The sequence below is a fragment of the Mycolicibacter heraklionensis genome (genome assembly GCF_019645815.1).
Classification (GTDB): Bacteria; Actinomycetota; Actinomycetes; order Mycobacteriales; family Mycobacteriaceae; genus Mycobacterium; species Mycobacterium heraklionense.
Genome location: NZ_CP080997.1, coordinates 4,152,889 through 4,175,581 on the forward strand (window position 1 = coordinate 4,152,889; position 22,693 = coordinate 4,175,581).

General features: G+C 66.7%; 25 protein-coding genes and 1 pseudogene. 20 read left to right on the top strand and 6 right to left on the bottom strand.

The window, feature by feature from the left end:
• Positions 1–106: 106 nt before the first annotated feature.
• The 4 genes from K3U94_RS19720 to K3U94_RS19735 are packed head-to-tail and all read left to right on the top strand — an operon-like array spanning position 107 to position 3,642.
• Positions 107–1,195, top strand: coding sequence for an amidohydrolase family protein (locus K3U94_RS19720; RefSeq protein WP_220694776.1), 1,089 nt, complete (start codon positions 107–109; stop codon positions 1,193–1,195).
• A 28-nt stretch (positions 1,196–1,223) separates the two neighbouring features.
• Positions 1,224–2,366, top strand: coding sequence for an amidohydrolase family protein (locus K3U94_RS19725; protein ID WP_047318245.1), 1,143 nt, complete (start codon positions 1,224–1,226; stop codon positions 2,364–2,366).
• Positions 2,367–2,759, top strand: a complete 393-nt coding sequence (locus K3U94_RS19730; protein WP_047318244.1) for a Rieske (2Fe-2S) protein — start codon at positions 2,367–2,369, stop codon at positions 2,757–2,759.
• Between the two features lie 16 nt (positions 2,760–2,775).
• Positions 2,776–3,642 (top strand): alpha/beta fold hydrolase, encoded by an 867-nt coding sequence (locus K3U94_RS19735; RefSeq protein ID WP_047318243.1) that lies wholly within the window; start codon positions 2,776–2,778, stop codon positions 3,640–3,642.
• Positions 3,643–3,647: 5 nt separating this feature from the next.
• On the opposite strand, the gene K3U94_RS19740 is transcribed toward K3U94_RS19735, so the two are convergent.
• Entirely contained in the window at positions 3,648–4,118 is a 471-nt protein-coding gene (locus K3U94_RS19740) for a hypothetical protein (RefSeq protein ID WP_220694777.1), read from the bottom strand.
• A 29-nt stretch (positions 4,119–4,147) separates the two neighbouring features.
• On the opposite strand from K3U94_RS19740, the gene K3U94_RS19745 reads away from it, so the two are divergent.
• The 7 genes and pseudogenes from K3U94_RS19745 to K3U94_RS19775 all read left to right on the top strand — a co-directional run bounded on the left by K3U94_RS19745 (position 4,148) and on the right by K3U94_RS19775 (position 10,576).
• Positions 4,148–5,449 carry an NADH-ubiquinone oxidoreductase-F iron-sulfur binding region domain-containing protein gene (locus K3U94_RS19745; protein ID WP_220694778.1) on the top strand — a complete coding sequence of 434 codons (1,302 nt, stop codon included), beginning with the start codon at positions 4,148–4,150 and terminating at the stop codon, positions 5,447–5,449.
• Positions 5,446–5,640: pseudogene (locus tag K3U94_RS19750) on the top strand (ferredoxin); the annotation flags it as partial. The gene K3U94_RS19745 and the pseudogene K3U94_RS19750, both read left to right, overlap by 4 nt.
• 14 nt (positions 5,641–5,654) lie before the next feature.
• A complete protein-coding gene (locus tag K3U94_RS19755; RefSeq protein WP_220694780.1) occupies positions 5,655–7,310 on the top strand; it encodes a thiolase C-terminal domain-containing protein in 1,656 nt (551 codons plus the stop codon).
• On the top strand, positions 7,307–8,191 hold the full coding sequence (locus K3U94_RS19760; protein ID WP_434084880.1) for an alpha/beta hydrolase: 885 nt from the start codon (positions 7,307–7,309) through the stop codon (positions 8,189–8,191). The genes K3U94_RS19755 and K3U94_RS19760 overlap by 4 nt, the downstream gene beginning before the upstream one ends.
• A complete protein-coding gene (locus K3U94_RS19765) occupies positions 8,191–9,009 on the top strand; it encodes an NAD(P)-dependent oxidoreductase (protein WP_220694781.1) in 819 nt (272 codons plus the stop codon). Before K3U94_RS19760 ends, K3U94_RS19765 begins: the two co-directional genes overlap by 1 nt.
• A 113-nt stretch (positions 9,010–9,122) precedes the next feature.
• Positions 9,123–10,325 carry a cytochrome P450 gene (locus K3U94_RS19770; RefSeq protein WP_220694782.1) on the top strand — a complete coding sequence of 401 codons (1,203 nt, stop codon included), beginning with the start codon at positions 9,123–9,125 and terminating at the stop codon, positions 10,323–10,325.
• Positions 10,326–10,333: 8 nt separating this feature from the next.
• On the top strand, positions 10,334–10,576 hold the full coding sequence (locus K3U94_RS19775; protein ID WP_220694783.1) for a ferredoxin: 243 nt from the start codon (positions 10,334–10,336) through the stop codon (positions 10,574–10,576).
• A gap of 79 nt (positions 10,577–10,655) precedes the next feature.
• Here K3U94_RS19775 and K3U94_RS19780 read toward each other — a convergent pair whose 3' ends face one another.
• From K3U94_RS19780 to K3U94_RS19795, 4 genes are all read right to left on the bottom strand, one after another.
• Positions 10,656–10,961 carry a DUF1330 domain-containing protein gene (locus tag K3U94_RS19780; protein ID WP_220694784.1) on the bottom strand — a complete coding sequence of 102 codons (306 nt, stop codon included), beginning with the start codon at positions 10,959–10,961 and terminating at the stop codon, positions 10,656–10,658.
• Positions 10,961–11,176: a ferredoxin gene (locus K3U94_RS19785; RefSeq protein WP_047318235.1), complete on the bottom strand. Its 216-nt coding sequence runs from the start codon at positions 11,174–11,176 to the stop codon at positions 10,961–10,963. The genes K3U94_RS19780 and K3U94_RS19785 overlap by 1 nt, the downstream gene beginning before the upstream one ends.
• A complete protein-coding gene (locus tag K3U94_RS19790; RefSeq protein WP_220694785.1) occupies positions 11,173–12,468 on the bottom strand; it encodes a cytochrome P450 in 1,296 nt (431 codons plus the stop codon). Before K3U94_RS19790 ends, K3U94_RS19785 begins: the two co-directional genes overlap by 4 nt.
• Before the next feature lie 106 nt (positions 12,469–12,574).
• On the bottom strand, positions 12,575–13,855 hold the full coding sequence (locus K3U94_RS19795; RefSeq protein ID WP_220694786.1) for an amidohydrolase family protein: 1,281 nt from the start codon (positions 13,853–13,855) through the stop codon (positions 12,575–12,577).
• A gap of 267 nt (positions 13,856–14,122) precedes the next feature.
• Here K3U94_RS19795 and K3U94_RS19800 point away from each other — a divergent pair, with 267 nt between their 5' ends.
• From K3U94_RS19800 to K3U94_RS19830, 7 genes are read left to right on the top strand one after another with little or no spacing between them, the layout of a single operon-like run.
• Positions 14,123–14,668 (top strand): carboxymuconolactone decarboxylase family protein, encoded by a 546-nt coding sequence (locus K3U94_RS19800; protein WP_047318376.1) that lies wholly within the window; start codon positions 14,123–14,125, stop codon positions 14,666–14,668.
• Positions 14,669–14,672: 4 nt separating this feature from the next.
• Positions 14,673–15,950 (top strand): aromatic ring-hydroxylating oxygenase subunit alpha, encoded by a 1,278-nt coding sequence (locus K3U94_RS19805; RefSeq protein ID WP_220694787.1) that lies wholly within the window; start codon positions 14,673–14,675, stop codon positions 15,948–15,950.
• On the top strand, positions 15,934–16,257 hold the full coding sequence (locus tag K3U94_RS19810) for a hypothetical protein (protein WP_220694788.1): 324 nt from the start codon (positions 15,934–15,936) through the stop codon (positions 16,255–16,257). Before K3U94_RS19805 ends, K3U94_RS19810 begins: the two co-directional genes overlap by 17 nt.
• 2 nt (positions 16,258–16,259) lie before the next feature.
• Positions 16,260–17,483 (top strand): metal-dependent hydrolase family protein, encoded by a 1,224-nt coding sequence (locus K3U94_RS19815; RefSeq protein WP_220696878.1) that lies wholly within the window; start codon positions 16,260–16,262, stop codon positions 17,481–17,483.
• The gene (locus tag K3U94_RS19820) at positions 17,467–17,889 is read left to right on the top strand and encodes a nuclear transport factor 2 family protein (protein ID WP_047318230.1); all 423 of its coding nucleotides are present in this window, start codon (positions 17,467–17,469) and stop codon (positions 17,887–17,889) included. The genes K3U94_RS19815 and K3U94_RS19820 overlap by 17 nt, the downstream gene beginning before the upstream one ends.
• On the top strand, positions 17,886–19,007 hold the full coding sequence (locus K3U94_RS19825) for an acyl-CoA dehydrogenase family protein (RefSeq protein ID WP_220694789.1): 1,122 nt from the start codon (positions 17,886–17,888) through the stop codon (positions 19,005–19,007). Before K3U94_RS19820 ends, K3U94_RS19825 begins: the two co-directional genes overlap by 4 nt.
• A gap of 14 nt (positions 19,008–19,021) precedes the next feature.
• Positions 19,022–19,813, top strand: a complete 792-nt coding sequence (locus K3U94_RS19830; protein ID WP_220696879.1) for an acyl-CoA dehydrogenase family protein — start codon at positions 19,022–19,024, stop codon at positions 19,811–19,813.
• A gap of 82 nt (positions 19,814–19,895) precedes the next feature.
• Here K3U94_RS19830 and K3U94_RS19835 read toward each other — a convergent pair whose 3' ends face one another.
• The gene (locus K3U94_RS19835; RefSeq protein ID WP_220694790.1) at positions 19,896–21,071 is read right to left on the bottom strand and encodes an acyl-CoA dehydrogenase family protein; all 1,176 of its coding nucleotides are present in this window, start codon (positions 21,069–21,071) and stop codon (positions 19,896–19,898) included.
• Positions 21,072–21,292: 221 nt separating this feature from the next.
• Here K3U94_RS19835 and K3U94_RS19840 point away from each other — a divergent pair, with 221 nt between their 5' ends.
• Positions 21,293–21,946 carry a TetR/AcrR family transcriptional regulator gene (locus K3U94_RS19840; protein ID WP_082133983.1) on the top strand — a complete coding sequence of 218 codons (654 nt, stop codon included), beginning with the start codon at positions 21,293–21,295 and terminating at the stop codon, positions 21,944–21,946.
• Between the two features lie 76 nt (positions 21,947–22,022).
• Positions 22,023–22,646 (top strand): TetR/AcrR family transcriptional regulator, encoded by a 624-nt coding sequence (locus K3U94_RS19845; protein WP_230987238.1) that lies wholly within the window; start codon positions 22,023–22,025, stop codon positions 22,644–22,646.
• Positions 22,647–22,693: the final 47 nt, after the last annotated feature.

Below are 22,693 nucleotides of genomic sequence, written 5' to 3' on the forward strand. Positions count from 1 at the left end.
TCTTGCGTGCAAAGAATACAGCTATACAATGGTTCCACCGGGGGGCCGGGCGACACGGTGACTGCAGCACCGTGCCCGGCGGGCGGTACGACGAAGGGCGGCGTGGATGATCGAACACCCGGACGGCGCCCGCACGCCCGTGATCGACGCCAGCGTGCACATCTTCGCGGCATCCAACAAGGATTTGCGCAGCTTCATGCGAGAGCCGTTCAAGAGCCGTGGCTTCCCGGACTACGAGATGGACTGGTACGGCGCGCCGGGCGGTGAATACGCGCCCGGCACCGACGGCCCGCAGCGCCGATACCCGGGGTCGGACCCCGAGGTGGTCGCCCAGCACCTGTTCACCGAACGCGGGGTCGACGTGGCGGTGCTGCACCCGATGACCCGTGGCGTCATGCCGGACCGGCATCTGGGCTCGGCGATCGCCGCGGCGCACAACGAGATCCTGGTGTCACGCTGGCTGGATCACCCCGAGTACGGCGAGCAGTTCCGCGGCACCATAAGGGTCAACCCGGACGACATCGCCGGCGCGCTGCGTGAGATCGACCGGTGGAAGGACCACCCCCGGGTGGTGCAGATCGGCATCCCGCTGCAGTCCCGCGAGCTCTTCGGCAAACCGCAGTTCTGGCCGCTGTGGGAGGCGGCCGTGGCCGCGGGCCTACCGGTCGCAGCTCATATCGAGGTCGGCGCGGGTATCGCGGCGGCGCCGACGCCGTCGGGCAACACCCGCACCTACGAGCAGTACGCCAGCTTCATGGCCTGCAACTACATCTATCACCTGATGAACATGATCGCCGAGGGCGTCTTCGAACGGATGCCCGAGCTGAAGTTCGTCTGGGCCGACGGCGCCGCGGACCTGCTGACGCCGTTCATCTGGCGGATGGATTGCTTCGGCCGGCCGCACCTGGAGCAGACGCCGTGGGCGCCGAAGATGCCCAGCGACTACCTGCCCGGCCACGTGTTCTTCGTTCAGGGCGCCATGGACGGCCCCGGCGACACCGACTTCGCCGGCGAATGGCTCGGATTCACCGGCAAAGAGGACATGGTGATGTACGGGTCTAGCTACCCGCACTGGCAGCGCAACGAACTGACCGTGCCGAGCGCGTTCAGCGCCGAACAACGCGACAAGCTGTGCTGGCTCAACGCCAGTCGGCTCTACGGCATCGACGTTCCGGCCCGCGCAGGCGCACACTAGAGAGCAGTTGGGATCAAGGGAGATCACGATGTCTGTGACAGCCACCGAGCGCAAGCCGGCCGCCGAGAGGATTGCCGTACGGTGCGTCGACTCCGACGTTCATCCCATGCCGCGACGCGGCGAACTGGTCCAGTACCTTCCTGAGCCGTGGCGCAGCAAGTACTTCCTGCCCCGCCGGGTCGGCGAGCTGATCTACTACGACGCCCCCGACTACGCGCACGCCTTCGCCATGCGCGTCGACGCGTTTCCCGCCGACGGCGAATTCCCGGGCAGCGACCCGGATCTGGCGTTCAAGCAGCTCATCATGGACGCAGGTTCTGACTTCGTGATCCTGGAGCCCGGCGCCTACCCGGCCCGCATTCCCGAAGCACAGCAGGCGATGTCCTCGGCGCTCAACGACTGGCAGGCCAACCACTGGCTGGACGCCAAGAACAACTGGCACCAGCGCTGGCGCGGCTCGATCTGCGCCGCGATCGAGGACCCTGCCGGCGCCGCCGATGAGATCGAGAAGTGGGCCGGCCACCCGTACATGGCACAGGTCCTGATCAAGGCCGAGCCCCGCCCGTCGTGGGGGGACCCCAAATACGACCCGATCTGGGCGGCGGCCACCAAGCACGACATCACCGTCAGCTGCCACCTGTCCCGCAGCCACCACGAAGAACTGCCGATGCCGCCGGTCGGGATGCCCAGCTACAACCACGACTTCATGGTCACCTACTCGCTACTGGCCGCGAATCAGGTGATGAGCCTGGTCTTCGACGGAGTCTTCGACCGGTTCCCCACCCTGCGCATCGTGCTGGTCGAGCATGCCTTCACCTGGATCCTGCCGCTGATGTGGCGGATGGACGCCATCTACGAAGCCCGCAAGTCATGGGTGGACATCAAGCGCAAGCCCAGTGAGTACGTCAAGGAACACATCAAATTCACCACCCAGCCGCTGGACTACCCGGAGGACAAGACCGAACTCACGCGGGTCCTCGAATGGATGGAGTGCGACAAGATCCTGCTGTACTCCTCGGACTACCCGCACTGGACCTTCGACGACCCGCGCTGGCTGGTGAAGCACCTGCCCAAGGCGGCCAGGGAAGCGGTGATGTTCAAAAACGGCTTGCAGACCTACCACCTCCCCGACACGGTCCCGGCCCTCGAAGGACAGGTGCGGGTGTTCTAGATGAGTCCCGACGAAAAGCGGCCCCGGCTGGCCCAGGGCCGCGAGCACATTGTTGCCACCATCGATGAAATCCCGCCCGGCACACACAAACTCGTCCCGATCGGGCATCACGGGGTCGGCGTGTACAACATCAACGGGACGTTCTACGCTATCGCGAACTTCTGCCCCCATCAGGGCGGTCCGTTGTGCTCGGGCCGGCTGCGGGGCCGCACCGTCGTCGACGAGGAGAGCCCGGGCGACGCCACCATGGTGCGGGACCTCGAGTACATCTACTGCCCCTGGCATCAATGGGGTTTCGAACTCGCCACCGGCACGACCGCGGTCAAACCGGAATGGAGCATCCGCACCTACCCGGTGCGGGTAGTCGGCAACGACGTCCTCGTCCAGGCCTAGCACACAGGAGTTTTCGGTGGCCTCTATCGAAGTCAACGCGGGCAACGTTGTCTACGAAATCCTCGGCACCGCCGGTGACCTGATCGTGCTGACACCCGGTGGCCGGTTCTCCAAGGAAATTCCCGGGCTGCGCCCGCTCGCCGAAGCACTCGTCGACGGCGGCTACCGGGTACTGCTGTGGGACCGTCCGAACTGCGGCGCCTCCGACGTGCAGTTCTACGGCCAGTCCGAATCGCACATGCGCGCCGAGACCCTGCACGGACTGCTCACCGCCCTGGACACCGGGCCGGTCATCCTGGCCGGCGGCTCGGGCGGGGCGCGGGACTCGATCCTGACCACCATGCTCTATCCGGAGCTGGTCACCAAGCTGGCGCTGTGGAACATCGTGGGCGGCGTCTACGGCACCTTCGTGCTCGGGTCCTACTACGTGGTGCCCAGCATTCTGGCCGTGCGGGGCGGCGGGCCGGCTGCCCTACTGGGCATGCGCGAGTGGCGGGAGCGGATCGAGGAGAACCCGAACAACAAGCAGCGACTGCTCGACCTGGACGGTGATGCGTTCCTCAAAGTGATGTTGCGCTGGCTCAACGCATTTGTGTCCAAGCCGGGCCAGACAATTCCCGGCGTCGACGACGAGATGTTCGACCGGATCACGGTTCCCACGCTGATCATCCGCGGCGGCGAGAACGACTGGGACCACCCGAAACGCACCTCGCTGGAGGTGAACTGCCTGATCAAGGGCTCGGAGCTGATCGATCCGCCCTGGCCGGAGGACGCCTGGGAGCGAGCCGGCGAGGAGCGCGCCTCCGGAAAAGTCAGTCATTTCAACATGTTCGACACCTGGGTGCAGGCCGCCCCGGCCATCCTCGAATTCCTGGGCCGCTGATGGCCTCAGCGGGTGTGGATGTGAACCTCGCAGTTCAGCGACGCCTCCAGCGCGGTGTGGATGCGGCTCTCACCGACTCGCTGCAGGTCCGGCTCCGCCAAGGTCACGTGCACGATGTCCAGACCATCGGATCCCGGTATACGGGCAATCTCACCGGAGAGTCCGAGCCCGGCCAGCACCCCGTGCACGTCGTCATCGGTGCCCCGGCTCAGGTAGGTCACCACGCCCGGCGCAGGCATCGTATCGAATGCGTTGGCGCACAGTCGCATCCCGATGTCGATGACGTCCGTCTCGGGTCCGGCGATCAGCAGCCGAACGTGGCGCCGACCCACCGGCATCGCGGCGATATCGGCATCGACCACATCGACACCGGCTTGGCCGGCCAGCTCTCGCAGGGTTGCCATTCCCGCCGTCAGATGCTCGGGCAACAGCTTGCCCGCCGGGTCGACGTCGAGGCGAACCACCGCTGTTCTCACGTCCGCGAGCCTAGCCAAAAGAGGTGGCAATGACGACAACTGCAGCAACGCCAGGGGTCACCGTAGCCACGTGGGCAGGCTGCGCTCCGCGGCTGCTGCGCGTGCGATCCGGCGTCGAGGACGCGGCGGAATACCTCGCCGGCGAAGGCTATCGGCCGCTGCCCGACGCGGAGGAGTTCCTCGCCGAGGTGGAACGCAGCGGGTTGCTCGGACGCGGCGGAGCGGCGTTTCCGCTTGCGGTCAAGCTGCGTTCGGTGCGCGACGCCGCGTTGCGTGGCCGCGACACCGTTGTCCTGGCCAACGGCGAAGAGGGCGAACCGGCCTCGGTCAAGGACCGCTGGCTGCTGCGCAACCGCCCGCACCTGGTACTGGACGGATTGCGCCTGGCCGCCGCAGCCGTGGCGGCCACGCACGCCTACGTCTATGTCTCCGATCCGTCGGCGGCCCGCAGCGTCGAGAACGCACTGTCCGAACTCGCCCCGGAAGTCCTTGGCAGGCTGCTGATCACGGTGTACACCGTCGACGCGGGCTATGTGGCCGGCGAGGAGACCGCGGCGGTTCGGGCCATCAATGGCGGCCCGGCCAAGCCGACCGACAAGCCGCCGCGCCCCTACCAGCGGGGAATTCATCGGCGCCCGACACTGGTCTCCAATGTCGAAACGCTGGCGAATCTTCCCTATCTGCTGCGACACGGCGCGGCGGCATTCCGTGCACACGGGACCGCCTTGTCGCCGGGCACCTTCCTGGCCACGGTGAGCGGCGGCGGGCGACCGCCCGTGCTCTACGAGCTGCCGCATGGCATCACGGTCTCCGAACTACTGCGGGTACACGGGATTCCGGCCGAGCAGGTCCGCGGTGCGCTCATGGGCGGCTACTTCGCCGGCCTGCTCAACCGCGACGCACTGGAGACCACCCTCGACCACGAGTCGCTGCGCGCCCGCGGCAGCGGTCTGGGCTGCGGAGCGATCTCCGTCCTGACCGACGACTGCCCCGTCGCGGTGGCAGCCTCGGTGTTGGCCTATTTCGGACGGGAGAATGCCGGGCAGTGCGGGTCATGCTTCAACGGCACCGTGGCCATGGCCGCGGTCGCCGAAGCACTGCGCGACGGGGTCGCGACCGCTGAAGACGTGCAGCGACTGCAACGGTGGGCCGGTGCGCTGCCCGGGCGGGGTGCCTGCGGCACGCTGGACGGCGCCACCAATGTTGCCGCCAGCCTGCTGACTCGGTTCCCGGAATTGGTGGCCAGCCACCTGGACGGCTCCTGCGACGCCTGCCGCGGCGGCGCCTTCCGCGCCGAACGTCCCTACGCGGTCGAGGAGGTGACGGCATGAAGATCCGCCTGGACCGCACGCTGTGCGACGGGTTCGGCTACTGCGCCAAACACGCGCCCAAGCATTTCTCCCTGGACGACTGGGGATACGCGTCCCTGACCGGCGACGGTTCCGTTGCGAAGTCCGACGAGCACGACGTCATGCGCGCCCTGCTGGACTGCCCGGTGCACGCCATCATCGAGATCACCGAGGAGGAGTACGACGTATGAGCTCACCCGGACGCCCTCTTCCAGCCGTTACCCCCGAGAACGAATTCTTCTGGACCGCAGGCGCCGACGGCGTGCTGCGAGTACAGAAATGCCTCGACTGCGCCGCGCTGATTCACCCGCCGCAGCCGGTATGCCGGTATTGCCGCGGCACGAACATGGGTGTGCGGGACGTGTCCGGGCGCGCCACCCTGGCCGGGTTCACCGTCAACCATCGGTTCAGCCTGCCCGGGCTGCCGGCGCCCTATGTGGTGGCCCAGGTAGCGATCAACGAAGACCCGCGAGTTCGGTTGACCACCAACATCATCGATTGCGATCCCGACCACCTCGAGCTGGGCCAGCAGGTGCAGGTGGCGTTCGAGAACATCGAGGATGTGTGGCTGCCGCTGTTTCGCCCGGTGCCGGACAGTGCGGAGACCAAGCCGCTTCCCGAGGACGAGATCGCACCCGAGGACTACGCACAGCACGTGCGCCCGATGGTGACGACCGACAAGTTCGAGGACAAGGTGGCGCTCACCGGGATCGGCATGTCCACGTTGGGGCGCCGGCAGATGGTGGACCCCCTGTCGCTGACCGTGGCCGCGTGCGAGGCGGCGATCGCCGATGCAGGGCTGAGCATCGAGGACATCGACGGGCTCTCCACGTATCCCGGCGCCGGCCTGCCCGGTCCCTTCGGTGAGGGCGGAGTGACCGCGCTCGAAGCGGCGTTGGGCCTCCACCCGACCTGGCACAACGGCGGACTCGAGACGTTCGGGCCGAGCGGATCGGTGATCGCCGCCATGTTGGCGGTGGCCACCGGGTTGGCGCGCCATGTGCTGTGTTTCCGCACCCTGTGGGAGGCCACCTACAACGAGCTGATGAAGCAGGGCAAGATCAGGCCACCCGGCGGGCGGACCACGAGCTGGCAGATGCCGTTCGGGGCCACCTCGGCCGCGCACACCCTGGCGCAGAACGCCCAACGGCACTTCCACCGCTACGGCACCACCCGCGAGACCCTGGGCTGGATTGCGCTGAATCAGCGGGCCAACGCCGCGCTCAATCCGACGGCGATCTACCGGGACCCGATGAGCATGGACGACTACCTGTCCGCTCGGATGATCACCACCCCGTTCGGTCTTTACGACTGCGACGTCCCCTGCGACGGTGCGGTCGCGGTGATCGTGTCGGCCGTCGATGCGGCACGCGACCTGGCCAAGCCGCCGATCCGAGTCGAGGCGGTCGGGACCCAGATCATCGAGCGGATCGATTGGGACCAGAGCACGCTGACCCATGAGCCGCAGGTCCTCGGCCAGTCCGCGCACCTATGGTCGCGGACGTCGTTGCGGCCGGCCGACGTCGACGTCGCCGAGCTCTACGACGGGTTCACCTTCAACTGCCTGTCCTGGATTGAGGCACTGGGCTTTTGCGGCATCGGTGAGGCGAAGAGCTTCCTGGACGGGGGCACCAACATCGCGCGCGACGGGGTGCTGCCGCTGAACACGCACGGCGGTCAACTCTCGCACGGTCGCACCCACGGCATGGGACTGATCCACGAGGCCGTCACCCAGTTGCGCGGCGAGGCCGGTGAACGCCAGGTCGCCGGCGCGCGAGTCGCCGTGGCGAGCAGCGGCGGCCTCACACCGAGCGGGGTCATACTGCTGCGGACAGACGCGTGAAGGCCGCCACGGTTCGCCCCCGGATGGTCAGCGCCGACGGGGTGCCGATGTCGGCGCTGGTCGCCGAGGTCCCTGACCCGCATGCCGTGGTGGTCGCGCTGCATGGCGGCGGGACCACGTCGATCTATTTCGACTGCCCCGGACAGGCCACGCTGTCGCTGTTGAGAACCGGTGCGGCGCTGGGTTACACCGTGATCGCGTTGGATCGTCCGGGCTACGGCAGTTCGGCACTGTATCCCGAGGCGATGACCGAGCCCGAGCAACGCGTCCGGCTGGCCTACCTGGCCGTCGACCGGATCCTCGGTGACCGGGCGCGCGGCGCCGGCCTGTTCGTGCTGGGCCACTCCAACGGTTGCGAGCTGGCGGTGCGGATGGCGGCAGATGACCGGGGCTCCGAACTGCTGGGCTTGGAGCTGGCGGGTACCGGACTGCGCTACCAGGACGCCGCGCGAGCCGCGTTGGGCTCGGCCGGGCCCGGCCAGCGGCCCGCCGGTCTGCGCGAACTGCTCTGGGAGCCCGCCGCGCTGTATCCGGAGGCGGTGCTGCGCGGGATCACCAACGCGTCCCCGGGCTCGCCCTATGAAGCCGACATGGTTACCAGTTGGCCGCGCCGGGACTTTCCGTCGCTGGCGGGACGGGTTCGGGTTCCAGTGCGCTTCACCTTCGCCGAGCACGAGAAGGTCTGGGAGTCCGGCCCGGACGCGCAGCGCGAGATCCGCGACATCTTCACCGCCGCAGACAGTTTCACGAGCCACCAGCAGCCCGAGGCAGGCCACAATCTCAGCCTCGGCTTCAGCGCAGCGGAATATCACCGCTCGGTGCTGTCATTCGTCGACGATTGCGCGGCTGCTGTCGTCGCGCGGGATTCGGAGGTCAGCTGATGCGCGTCGGCTTCATCGGATTGGGCAGTCAAGGCGCGCCGATGGCACGCCGCATCGTCGAGGGCGGGTACGCAACGACGTTGTGGGCGCGACGAGACGGCACGCTGGAGCCCTTCTCCGACACCGAGGCCCGCGTTGCCGACTCGCCCGCGGAGCTGGCCCGCCAGAGCGACCTCGTCTGCCTCTGCGTGGTCGGTGACGCCGACGTCGACGAAGTGGTCCGAGGGGACAACGGCGTGCTGGCCGGTCTGCAGCCCGGCGGGATCCTCGCGATTCACAGCACGGTGCATCCCGAGACCTGTCGCCGGTTGGCTCAAGACTTTGGCGAACAGCAGGTTTCGGTGATCGATGCGCCGGTGAGCGGGGGCGGTCCGGCCGCCGCGGCCGGCACGTTGCTGGTGATGGCCGGGGGCGACGCCGACGTCGTGGAGCGCTGCCGGCCGGTCTTCGAAACCTACGCCGATCCGGTGGTGCATCTGGGCGATCTGGGCTCGGGTCAAGTAACCAAGTTGCTCAACAACCTGTTGTTCACCGCCAACCTCGGGACCGCCGCCACCGCGCTGGCTCTGGGCAAGCAATTGGGCGTCGCCGCCGACCGGCTCGCCGAGGTGGTGTCACGGGGCAGTGCGAACAGCTTCGCGCTGAACAGCATCCGGGGTTCCGGCGGCACGTTGGACCGGCTGGCCGGCCTGGCGGGATCCCTGCTGCAAAAGGATGTCCGGCTGGTGTCCGACCTGGCGCAGCGGGCTGGGGCGGATCCCGGTGCGGTGCTCGATGCCGCCGACGCGGCGCTGTCGCTGATGGACCACCCCCGATGACACCGGTCTGCGGTGCCCCCTTCCGACGAGCTGCCGTTTGTCTTACAGTTGCCGTTATAGTCCATCGTCCCAGCGTCGGCTTCACCTACCGCCCGGCGCCCTGAGGAGGCTCGATGACCAAGGCTGAGCTCGTCTTTGACCCGTTCTCCGAGGAGTATTACGACAATCCGTTCGACATCTATCGGCGAATGCGCGAGGAAGCGCCGCTGTATTACAACGCCGACGAGGATTTCTACGCCCTGACCCGCCACGAGGATGTGGCGGCGGCGTTCAAGGACTTCGAGACTTACTCGTCGGCGCGCGGCTGTGACCTTGCCATGGTGCGTTCCGGTGATGCGCCGCAGAAGATGATCATCTTCATGGACCCGCCCGATCACCGGCACATGCGAAGCCTGCTCAACAAGGCCTTCACCCCGCGCGCGATCCAGGCCCAGCGCGACACCGTCATCGAGCAGGTCGATCGGTTCTTGGGCGCCGTCGACCCCGACGGTTTCGACGTGGTGCAGGACTTCTCCGGGCCGTTCCCGGTGGAGGTCATCACTCGGATGGCCGGGGTACCCGACGAGTACCGCCAGCAGGTACGGCACTGGATCGACACCTCGCTGCACCGCGAACCGGGGCAGATCGAGACCAGCGAGGCCGGCATGCAGGCCACCATCGAGACCGCGACCTACTACTACGGACTGATCCAGGAACGGCGCGCCGACCCGCAAGACGACATGATCAGCAGGCTGATCGCCGCCGAAATGCCCGGCGAAGACGGCCAGATGCGGCGTCTCGACGATATCGAGATCACCGGATTCGCCTCGCTGCTCGGGGCCGCCGGCGCGGAAACCGTCACCAAGCTGGTCGGCAACGCCGCGGTGATCTTCGCCCGCCAGCCCGACCAGTGGCAGAAGCTGCTGGATGATCGCAGCAAGGTTCCCGCAGCCGTCGAGGAACTGCTGCGCTACGAGGGCCCGGTGCAGTACAACGTCCGCTACACCCTCAAAGAGGCACATGTCTCCGGCGGTACCATCCCCGCGGGCAAACCGGTGTTTCTGATCGGCGCCGCGGCCAACCGGGACCCGGAAGCGTTCACCGATCCCGACACCTTCGACATCGACCGGGATCAGACGCAGGCGCAGCACCTGGGCCTGGGGTATGGGATTCACAGCTGCCTGGGAGCGGCGCTGGCCCGGATGGAAAGTGTGATCGCCTTGGAGCGACTGTTGGACTTCATGCCTCGGTATGAGGTGGATTGGTCTGGCCTGCAACGAGTTCACATGCAGAACGTCTCCGGATGGAAGAACGTTCCGGTCCGCGTGTTGCGATAGGAGTGTCGATGTCGCGGCGACAAGTGGTGGTCGATTACGGACTGTGCGAAGCCAATGCGATCTGCATGGGCATCAACGCCGACGTGTTCCACGTCGACGACGACGACAACCTCTTCATTCTCAAGCCCGACATCACGCCGGAGACCGAACGCGACGTCATCGAGGCGGTCCGCCGCTGCCCACGTCAAGCGCTGGCGGTCGTCGAGGTCGAGGTCGACGCCGAGGATTCAGCGCCCTCGCCGCGAGTGTGAATCTGGCGACGCGACACGCCGGTGTCACGTCGTCACATTCACACTGGGCACGAGTTTCGCGCCGCGTAGCGGGCCCGGATCAGGAGCGCGCCGGGAAACCCGACAGGATGACCGCGTTGCACTCGGCCGCGGCCTGCCGCAGCTTCGCGGCCTCCTGGTAGCCCTCGGAGCGATACCAGGCACGGGCTGCGTCCACGGATTCGAATTCCAGGACGACGGTTTGGTTTCCGTGCCAGTCGCCTTCCAGCACCTCATGCTGGGTCTCGACGGCCAGGATCGTGGCGTTGCCCATCGTCGGCCCCGCCGCCTTGCCGTAGGCGACCATGCCCGCCGGATCCTTGATGGCCTCGGTCAGGATGACATATCCCTTGGGCGCATTGGCCATTAGCTCTCCTCCGTGGATGAATCGTCGGTGACGTCGTCGATGGCGTGTTCCGGGCACTGCTTGATGGCGTCGCGAACCGCGTCTTCGAACTGCTCCGGCACGTCGCCTGCGGCGGCCTCGGAGTATCCGTCGTCGTTGATGGCGAACACCTCGGGGCAGATCGTGGTGCAGATGCCGTGTCCGGCACAGCGATCCGGGTCGACCCAGGCCTTCATCGCGCTTCCCGCTTGACCGGGGTGAATTCCAGGTTCAGTTGGATCAGTCCCCGCAGGATGTAGGTCGGAATGTAGTGGTACTGCCGCGCGCCGGCGGGGCCGTGCAGCTCGTCAGAGATCCTGATGTCGGTGGTGCGGTCCAGCAGGCGCTCGATCGCGATCCGGGTTTCGGCGCGGGCCAGCGGCGCACCGGCACAGCTGTGGATGCCACGCCCGAAGGTGATGTGCTGACGGGCATTCGAGCGCGCGGGGTCGAAGGTGTCCGGGTCGGTGAACCGGCGCGGATCCCGGTTCGCCCCGGCCGCGAGCACCATCAGCGTGGTGCCGGCCGGGACATGTACGCCGCCGATCTCGGCGTCCACCCGGGAGAGCCGGAAGTCACCCTTGACCGGACTCTCGAAGCGCAGCACCTCTTCGATGAAGTTCGGGATCAGGCTGCGGTCGCCGCGAAGGCGCTGCTGGATGTCGGGCCGCTCCCCGATGATCTTCAACGCGGAGCCGAGCAGTCGCACGGTGGTTTCCTGGCCGGCCGAGTAGACGTTGGCGGCCACCTTAGCCACGTCCATCGGGTCCGGGATGGAACCGTCGGGGAACGTCGCCTCCGCCATACCGGTCAGCACGTCGTCGCGCGGTGCGCTGCGACGATCGGCGATGTAGCCGGCGAAGGTGGCGTAGAGGAACTCCAACGGACTGTGCGCCAGCGCCTTGGCGTCCGTGCTGCCGATCCCGCCGCCGACGTTGCGGTGCATGTTCTTGACGAAGTCGTCACGGTCTTCGTCGGGAACGCCCAGCAGGTCGGCGATGACCAGCAGGGTGAACGGCGCGGCGAATCCGCTGATGAATTCCCCGGCGCCGGGCGCGAGGTAGTCATCGAGTACCGCATCGGCCAGCTCCCACATGGCGTCCTCGTTCTCCTTGAGGCGCTTGGGGGTGAGCAGTCGCATCAGCAACGCGCGGTGGTTGGTGTGCGTCGGCGGGTCCAGGGTCGGCAACTGGTCACTGAACGGCAGTTCATCGCGGTGCTTGTCGATCAGGCTGGCAACGGTCTCACCGCCGAGGTCGCCGTTGAGTGGCACTGGGAAGCCGGGGAACGGGCCGGTCACCGCGATACACGAGGAGAAGACGTCGGCGTTGCCGGCCACCGCGCACGCCTCCTCCCAGCCGGTCACCATCATCACATCGTGGTGCGGCTCGCGGGTGACCGGCGAGCGCTCCCGCAGCGCACGCAGATACGGGTAGGGGTCGCCGACCACCGACTGGTCGGTGAAGAAGTCGATCGTGTCTGGATCCATCGAGCTGTTCCGCTCCCTCTCACAACCGAGAATGCCATTCTCGCAACCGGTGATCAGACTTCCATACGCCGCCGGTGCCCGTCAACAGTGTTGGGGCTGCGCCGACTCAGCTGTTGGACCGCGCGGCATCCATCAACGCGTTGGTCTGCCGGTCCCCATCCTTGTGGTGGCTGAGCGCACGGATCGAGACGTCGTGGCCCTCGGCAGCCTTCCGCAAGGCGCCGACGGTGGCCTGCTCACGGGTGATGTGGGCGAACGGGTCGAACGAGTACCAGCGCATGGCGTTGCGGTGGGTCATCTTGTGGATGTCGTCATCGGAGACGTCGTTGGCGGTCAGCACGTCCCACAACTCTTCGGGCGCGCCCGGCCACATCGAGTCACTGTGCGGGTAGTCGGCTTCCCAGGCGATGTTGTCGATGCCGATGAGGTGGCGCAGTTGCACACCCACCGGATCGGAGATGAAACAGGTCAGGAAGTGCTCCCGGAACACCTCGGAGGGCACCTTCCCGCCGAAGTCCTGGCCCGTCCAGGTCGAATGCATCTCGTAGGTTCGGTCGGCCCGCTCCAGGAAGTACGGGATCCACCCGGTACCACCCTCGGACAGGGCGACCTTGAGGTCCGGGTATTCCTTGATCGGCCTGGACCACAACAGATCCGCGGCGGCCTGCACGATGTTCATCGGCTGCAGGGTGATCATCACGTCCATGGGCGCATCGGGAGCGGTGATGGCCAGCTTCCCAGACGACCCGATGTGCACGTTCATCACCGTGTCGGTGTCGCACAGCGCCTGCCACAGCGGGTTCCAGTACGCGTCGTGGAAACTCGGGTAGCCCATGGCCGCCGGGTTCTCGGTGAACGTCAGGGCGTGCACACCTTTCTTGGACACCCGCCGCACCTCGTCGGCGCACTTCTCGGCATCCCAGATCACCGGTATCGCCATCGGGATGAAGCGCCCGGGATACGCCCCGCACCATTCGTCGATGTGCCAGTCGTTGTAGGCCTGCACCAGTGCCACCGAGAATTCCGGATCCTCGGTCGCGAACAGTCGGCCGGCGAAGCCGGGGAACGACGGGAAGCAGATCGAGCCGAGAATGCCGCCGGCATTCATGTCCTTGACCCGTTCGTCGACGTTGTAGCAACCGGGCCGGATCTCGTCGAGGCCCTGCGGCTCCAGCCCGTACTCCTCTTTGGGCCGGCCTGCGACCGCGTTGAGCGCGACGTTGGGGATCACTACGTCGCGGAACTGCCAGGAGTCGGAGCCATCGGGGTTGTGCACCAACCGCGGCGCGTCGTCGAGGTACTTACGGGGCAGGTGGTTGGCGAACATGTCCGGCGGTTCCACGGTGTGGTCGTCGACGCTGATCAGAATCATGTCGTCTTTGTTCACGGCCATCCTCCGTTCCGGGCGCGGCAGCGGCGCCGGTCCCCTGACGCTTCTGACGTCTCCACTGAAAACTATCTTCCCGTTTTCGGAGAATCAACCTTCGCGCAGGCTCAATAGGTTGCGGAACCCGCTCCCGTACCGGCCGCGCCCAGGGCCCTTCCACCCACTCCTCCTACCTGCACAAACGGCGAAGTGTTGACCAATCGAGCCAAACATGGAAATCTGTTGGTCAAATATGAGAATGTGATTCTCGCTTGCGAGGAGGAACCGATGCGCCTGACTCCGCTGTCGGAGTCCCAGTGGGACGAGGAGGCAGTCCAGCGTGCCCTGGCCCAGGTGCTGACCGCCGATCGGCGCAACTCCCGCGACGCGGGGTCGGCAATGACCATGCTGGTTCACCACCCGAAGCTGGCCCGGGCCTTCCTCAAATTCAATGTCGAGCTGCTTTACCGCTCATCGCTGCCCGGAAACCTTCGCGAGCTTGCGATCCTGCGGACCGCCCACCGCCGCGGCTGTGAATACGAGTGGGTGCACCACATCACGATCGGCAAGGAAGCCGGCCTCACCGACGCCGACATCGAAGACCTGCAGCACGGCGCGGGACGCGACGAACTGCACCAGGCCGTGGTGAACGCAGCCGACGAACTCGAGGAGACCTCCCGGCTCTCCCCCGCCACCGAGGCGGTCCTCGCCAAACACCTGGACGAGCACCAACTGATGGAACTCGTCTTCACGGTCGGCTGCTACTCCATGTTGGCCATGGCCTTCAACACTTTTGGCGTTGAGCTCGACGAAAAACCCGAATCAGAGAGGTAACACCGTGCCCCACTTCCCCAAGCCGGCTGCAGGCAGCTGGACGCAGAGTTATCCCGAACTGGGCACCGAGCCAGTCGATTACAGCGACTCGATCGACCCGGCATTCTACGAGGCCGAGCGCGAAGCGGTCTTCAAGCGCATGTGGATCAACGTCGGACGAGTCGAGCGGCTCCCCAAGACCGGCAGCTACTTCACCCGGGAGCTGCCCTCGGTATGCAAGGGCACCTCGATCATCGTCGTCAAGACCAAGGATGGGTCGGTCAAGGCCTACCACAATATCTGCCGTCACCGCGGAAACAAGCTGGTGTGGAACGACTTCCCCAACGAGGAGACCTCCGGCACCTGCCGACAGTTCACCTGCAAGTACCACGCCTGGCGCTACAACCTGGACGGCGACCTGACCTTCGTCCAGCAGGAGGACGAGTTCTTCAACGTCGACAAGACCGACTACGGTCTGGCAGGCGTGCGCTGCGAAGTATGGGAAGGCTTCATCTTCGTCAACTTCGACGACAACGCGCAACCGCTCGCCGACTACCTCGGGCCGCTGGCCAAGGGGATCGAGGGCTACCCGTTCGGCGAGATGACCGAGACCTACTCCTACCGCGCCGAGGTCGGCAGCAACTGGAAGCTGTTCATCGACGCGTTCATCGAGTTCTACCACGCGCCGATCCTGCACCAGGGGCAGTACACCAAGGAAGAAGCCGCCAAGATCCAGAAGTTCGGCTACGAAGCGCTGCACTACGAGCTGGCCGGCCCGCACAGCCTGCAATCGACGTGGGGCGGCCAGGCGCCGCCCCCCGACATGTCCATGGTCAAGCCATTGGACCAGGTGCTGCGCAGCGGGCTGTTCGGTCCTTGGGACAAGCCGGAACTCATCGCCAACCTCAAGGACCTGCCGCCAGGCGTGAACGTCAAGCGAGTGCCGCAGTGGGGCATCGACTCGTGGCTCTTTTACCCGAACTTCATGCTGCTGATCTGGGAGCCGGGCTGGTATCTGACCTACCAGTACTGGCCGACCGCGGTCGACAAGCACACTTTCGAGGCGAATCTGTACTTCGTGCCGCCGAAGAATGCCCGCGAACGCCTGGCCCAGGAGCTGGCCGCCGTCACGTTCAAGGAGTACGCGCTCCAGGACGCCAATACCCTGGAAGCCACCCAGACCATGATCGGCACCAAGGCCGTCAAGGACTTCCTGCTGTGCGACCAAGAGATCCTGATCCGCCACCTGCACAAGGTGAACCGCGACTTCGTAAAGGAGTACCAAAGTGCCGCTGCCGTCTGAATTCGCCGCCCTGGAGCCCTACTTGGGCTGGGACCTGGCCCATGAGCCGGACCGCTACGCCAAGCGGCTGGCGTCATCCATGGCCGAGATGCAGGAGTTCTACGACGTCGCGTTCCCGATGCTGGACGACGTCGTTTCCTACTGCGACAAGTTCCCACTGGATGACTTGCCGGATGACGCAAAGACTCTCATGCACATCATGCAATCCCTCGTCATGGTGTCGTTCCCGATCGAGGCATGGAAGCAGCCGCGCGTCCCGGACAGCGGCGCGGCGTGGGTGGAACTGCTGAGCGAGCCGGTGATCTAGGGGTGCTGACGCTCAAGGCGGCCGGCCTACTGGACGTCGACTCCGGAGAGATCATCCGGCCTGGTGTGCTGCACATCGACGGTGACCGGATCGTCGGCGTCGGCGGGTCACCGCCATCAGAGACCGACGAGGTCATCGACCTCGGCGACTCGATCCTGCTGCCCGGGCTGATGGACATGGAGGTCAACCTGCTGATGGGCGGCCGCGGCGAGAATCCCGGCCTGTCCCAGGTACAGGACGATCCGCCGACCCGGGTACTGCGCGCGGTGGGCAATGCCCGGCGCACGCTGCGCGCCGGGTTCACCACGGTGCGCAATCTCGGTCTGTTCGTCAAGACCGGCGGATACCTGCTCGACGTGGCGCTGGGCAAGGCGATCGACGCCGGGTGGATCGAGGGGCCGCGCGTGGTGCCGGCCGGGCACGCGATCACCCCCACCGGCGGGCACCTGGATCCGACCATGTTCGCGGCGTTCATGCCGGGTGTGCTGGAGCTGACCGTCGAGGAAGGCATCGCCAACGGTGTCGACGAGATCCGCAAAGCGGTCCGCTACCAGATCAAACACGGCGCGCAGCTGATCAAGGTGTGCTGCTCCGGCGGCGTGATGTCGCTGACCGGAGAAGCCGGCGCACAACACTATTCGGACGAAGAACTGCGCGTAATCGTCGACGAGGCGCACCGGCGGGGCCTGCGCGTGGCCGCACACACCCACGGTGCCGAGGCCGTCAAACACGCGGTGGCATGCGGCATCGACTGCATCGAGCACGGCTTTCTGATGGACGACGAGGCCATCAGGATGCTCGTCGAGAACGACCGCTTCCTGGTCACCACCCGGCGGCTGGCCGAAGCCATGGACGTCTCCAAGGCCCCCGCCGAGCTGCAGGCCAAGGCCGCCGAGATGTTCCCCAAAGCCCGCACGTCGATCAAGGCGGCCTACGAGGCCGGCGTGAAGATCGCCGTCGGCACCGACGCGCCCGCGATCCCGCACGGACGCAACGCCGATGAGCTGGTCACCCTGGTGGATTGGGGTATGCCGCCGGCCGCCGTGCTGCGGGCGGCGACAGTGACCGCCGCCGAGCTCATCAACGCCGCCGACCGCGGCCGGCTGGCCGAGGGGCTGCTGGCCGATGTCATTGCGGTGCCCGGTGATCCGCTGGCCGACATCGCCGTCACCCGGAACGTGAACTTCGTCATGAAAGGCGGCAAGGTATATGTCAACAAGAACTGACGACCTGGTCGAGATCCAGCAGACGCTGGCCCGCTACGCGGTGACCATCACCCAGGGCGACATCGACGGACTGGTGGCCGTATTCACCCCGGACGGCACCTACAGCGCATTCGGCGAAACCTATTCGCTGGACCGGTTTCCGGTGCTGGTCGATGCCGCACCCAAAGGCCTGTTCATGACCGGCACCCCGGTGATCGAGTTGGACGGCGACACCGCGAGCGGCACCCAGCCGCTGTGCTTCATCGACCATGCCAGCCACGACATGCGAATCGGCTACTACAACGACACCTACGTGCGCACCGCCGACGGCTGGCGGTTGCGGACCCGAAAGATGACGTTCATCCGCCGCAGCGGCGCGCACGATGCCGGACGTCCCCACGCGGTCGGCAGGCCCGAAGCCGGATGAGTGCACTGCACGATCCCGCCGAGTTCCGCACCCAACTACGCGTCTGGCTCGAATCCACCGATCTGACACCGCCTCCCGATCCTGGCCTGAAGGCACACCTGCAACAGTTCGCCCGCGTGCAGCAGGCGCTCTACGAGGCCGGTTGGAGTCGCTACGGCTGGCCCGAGCACGCCGGCGGCCTCGGCGGCCCGGCCATGCTGCGCGCCATCGTGGGCGAGGAGGTGGTCGGGCGGCGCCTGGTGGAGCCGGGCCCCTACTCCATGCTCGAGGTGCTGGCGCCGACGATGATCGACTACGCCACCCCCGAGCTGGCCGCTGAGATGGTCCCCAAGCTGCTGAGCGGCAAGGAACAGTGGTGCCAAGGCTTTTCCGAGCCCGGATCCGGCAGCGACCTGGCATCACTGAGCACCCGCGCCGCGCCGCGGGGCGACCAGTGGGTGATCAACGGCCAGAAGGTCTGGACCAGCTTCGCCCAGTATTCGCAGCGCTGCATTCTGCTCGCCCGCACCGGGGGCGCCGATACGCCGAATCACCAAGCGATCACAGCATTTTTCATCGACCTGGACACCCGCGGCATCGACGTGCGCCCGCTGCGCACCATGCACGGCGTCGACGAGTTCTGCGAGGTGTACTTCGATGATGTCGTCGTCGACGGCTCGCGCATGCTCGGCAAGCCCGGCGACGGCTGGCAGCTGGCCATGGACCTGCTGCCGTATGAGCGGTCCACGTGCTTCTGGCAACGCATCGCCTACCTGTACGCACGCTTCGATGCGCTGATCGCCGAGGTGAAGCGCCAGGGCGCCGCGGTCGACAATGACCTGGGGGCGGTGTATCTGGCGTTGCACACCTTGCGTTGCCGCTCCCGCGCCACCCAGCACCGACTGGCCGAAGGTCAACGGCTGGGCCCGGACACCTCGATCGACAAGGTGCTGCTGGCCAGCGCCGAACAGTTGCTCTACGACACCGCGCGCGACCTGCTGCCGGGCGTCATCGAGCTGGACGAGGGCGAGTGGCGCGCCGAGTACCTGTACTCCCGGGCGGCCACCATCTACGGCGGCACCGCCGAGGTTCAGCGCAACATCATCGCCCGCCGACTGCTCGACCTCGGAAAGGAGTGACGGTGACCACCGGAATGGATGCCGCCTCGATCGTTCTGCTGGAAGACACTCTGCGCAAGACCATGGCGACTTCGTCCGGCGCTGCACTGGACCGGGCACTGGCTGAACTCGGTTGGGCGGAAATGCTTTCCGAGGATCCAGACTTGGCGATCCCGCTGGTGTTCCGGCTGCTCGGCGAGACCGGGTCGCACGCCTCGGTACTCAATGACGTGATCCTGGAGACCATCGGCGGCCTGCCCGGCGGCACTCCCCCGATGCCCTATGCCGGCGGCAGCTGGGTGATCTGGGAACGGAGCGAACGCGAGGGCAATCCGGTCCTCGGCGGGCTGCCACTGCGCCAGGTACCCGGCGGGGAACTGATGCGGGTGGGTGAAGCCCGCCGCGCGTTGGGCTGGTGGATGGTCGGCTCGGCGCGAGCCATGCTGGCCCTGGCCCGCCAGCACGCACTGGACCGGGTGCAGTTCGGCAAACCGATCGCCTCCTTCCAGGCCGTTCGGCACCGGCTCGCCGACACCCTGGTCGCCATCGAGGGCGCCGAGGCCACCCTCTCGGTGCCCGTCATCGACAGCCCGGACCTCACCTCCATGCTGGCCAAAGCCGCGGCGGGCAAGGCGGCGCTGACCGCGGCCAAGCACTGCCAGCAGGTGCTCGGCGGGGTCGGTTTCACCGCGGAACACGAGCTGCACCGTCACGTCGAGCGGGTGCTGGTGCTGGACGGACTGCTCGGCAATGCCCGCGACTTGACGCGCCAGGTCGGCGGCGGCCTGCGGGCCCGCGGCTCGGCGCCCCGCATGGTCCAGCTTTAGGTCGCCGAGAGGGAATCCCACGACGCGACACGCCGTTGCGGCGTCGCTGAATTCCCACTCGCGAGGTAGCGAGGCAGTTGGGCTATCCCCGCGGCAGACCGAGCACCCGTTGCGCGATGATGTTGCGCTGAATCTCCGAGGTGCCGCCGGCGATGGTTCCCGAGAAGCTGCGCAGGTACCGGTCGAACCAGCTTCCCGAGGCGTGATCTTCGTTGAGCGGCATATAGGTACCGGAGCTGCCGGGGTGGATCAGGCCGGCTACACCCGCATTGTCGAGCGCGTGTTCGGCGGCGTTCTGTACGGCTTCTGAACCCAGCAGCTTGAGCACCGACAGTGCGGGCACGTCCTGCTCCCCGCGGGCGGCCTGCGCCAGCGCCACCGAGCCGAGCAGCCGCAGCGCCTCGTTGTCCATCAGCAGCGTGGCGAAGCGGTCGCGGTCCAGCGCACCGGCCGGCTGGAAGTCATGAATCAGATCGCGCAGCCGGTCGGCGAAGCTCATCCACAACAACGTGCGTTCGTGCCCGAGTGAGCCGTTGGCCACTCCCCAGCCACCGTTGAGCGGACCCACCAAGTTCTCGGCGGGCACCCGGACATTGGTGAAGAAGACCTCGTTGAAGTCGATGTCGTCGTGCGCGCACGCCGATGCAAAGGGACGTCGCACAACGCCTTCGGTGTCGGTGGGGATCAGCAGGACACTGATGCCCTTGTGTTTCGGCGCATCCGGGTCGGTGCGTACGAACGTCAGCAGCACGTCGGCGTCGTGGGCGCCGGAGGTCCAGACCTTCTGTCCGTTGACCACAAAATGATCGCCGTCGAGCACCGCCCGGGTCTGCAGGCCGGCCAGATCCGATCCGGCGCCAGGTTCGCTCATGCCCAGCGACGCGGTGATCTCGGCCCGCAGAATCGGTACCGCCCAACGATGTTTCTGCTCCTCGGTACCGAACGACAGCAGTGACGCCGCGATGATGCCGACTCCTTGCGGGTTGAAGCTGGGGTAGATGCGCCGACGGGACAGTTCCTCGGAGTGCACGTACTGCTGCAGAATCGTGGCGTTACGGCCGCCGAACTCGGGCGGGTTCGCGGGTAGCAGCCAGCCGTTGTCGAACAACAGTCGCTGCCAGCGGCGCGCCCAGTCCGGCACGTCCGAGCACGAATGCGACCGCTGCAGGGCCTCGGCGTCGGTGGGCAGATGCTCGTCGAGGAACGCCGCGAACTCGGCCCGGAAGTTCTCGACTTCAGGATCAAAGGTCAGTTGCACTGGCGAACTCCTCGACTCAGGCGTCCCGGGAGACCCGATTCGAAAGCGGCTGGCGATCTTGCTCGTCCGCTTCCCTAGACGCGCAGATGAGAATATCATTCTCGAATGGAGAAGTTACGATCTCTGAATCGTCGCCCCCACGCCGGTGTGCTGCGCCACCGGCGCATTTACGTCCAGTACAGTTGCGCCATGTCTCGGTCACCGCAGCGTCCGGAACGCCGGTGACCAATCCGAGCGAGGAACCGGCCTGGAAGCAGCGCGCGGTCGAACGCTCAATCAAGACGGCGAAGATCCGCGCGGCGCAACGCGTCCAGCGGTTTCTGGATGCCGCGCAGTCGATCATCATCGAAAAGGGCAGCACTGACTTCACCGTCCAGGAGGTCGTGGACCGCTCGCGCCAGTCGCTGCGGAGCTTCTACCTGCAGTTCGACGGCAAGCACGAGCTGCTGCTGGCGCTCTTCGAAGACGCCCTGAGCCGCGCCGCCGATCAGATCCGGGCCGCGACGGCCAATCACTCCGACCCGCTGGAACGCCTCAAGGTCGCCGTCGAGTTGCTGTTCGAGTCGTCGCGCCCGGACCCGGCCGCCAAGCGACCGCTCTTCACCGATTTCGCCCCGACCCTGCTGCTGACCCACCCCGTCGAGGTCCGGGTCGCCCACACGCCACTGCTGGAGTTGCTGGCCGAGCTGACCGAACAAGCCGCCGACGCCGGCCGGCTGCGCACCGGCGCCAATCCCCGGCGGGTGGCGGCCATGATCATGCAGACGGTCATGTTCAACGCCCAATCCAGCCCGGCCTCAGCCGATCCGGCGGTCAACCCGCTGACCGCCGAGGAAGTCTGGGACTTCTGCGCGCACGGCTTCGGACGCAACTGAGTCGGTCGACCACCACCGGACACGCTCGACACGTCGGCGAACGCCGCTGAGCACAAATTAGACTGCGGCCATTGCCATGCGTAGAAAGTCTGACCCGCAGCGACGGCGTCGACAGCTGTGCGATGCGGCGATCGAGCTGCTCGGCGCGGACGGCGCCCGCGGACTCAGCCACCCCAAGGTCGACCGCCGCGCCCGCATGCCCGCGGGGACGACATCGTTTTACTTCCGCACCCGCAAGGCCTTGATGCATGCGGTGGCCGCCCGGGTGACCGAGCTCGACCTCGCCGATCTGCGCGCCATGTCGGAGTTGGCCGACGACGGCGACGGCCTCGTCTCGGGCACCCTGGGACTGGCCACGATGGTGGTGCTGGCGGGCACCGCGCCGTGGGTGACGCGAACACGCGCGCGCTACGAACTGGCGATGGAGGCGGGTCGCGAGCCCGAGCTGGCCGAGATCATGCGGCAGAGCACAACTCAGTTCCATGAACTCGTCCGGCGGGCGGTCACCCACTGGCAGCCCGACGACTGTCAACCCGACCCGGCAGTGCTGGACGAGCAGACCTATGCGGTGCTGCGCTTCGTCAACGGCGTCATGGTGGAGTCCTGCCAGGGCCACGATCCCGATCGCAGCGCCGAACAGATCGATCGGCTGATCCGGGCGATCATCGGCGGGGTACGCGAACAGCGCGACCCCGACTGAGTCGCGCCGCAGAGACCACCGCGAACCCTAGACATCGGCTGGGGAAC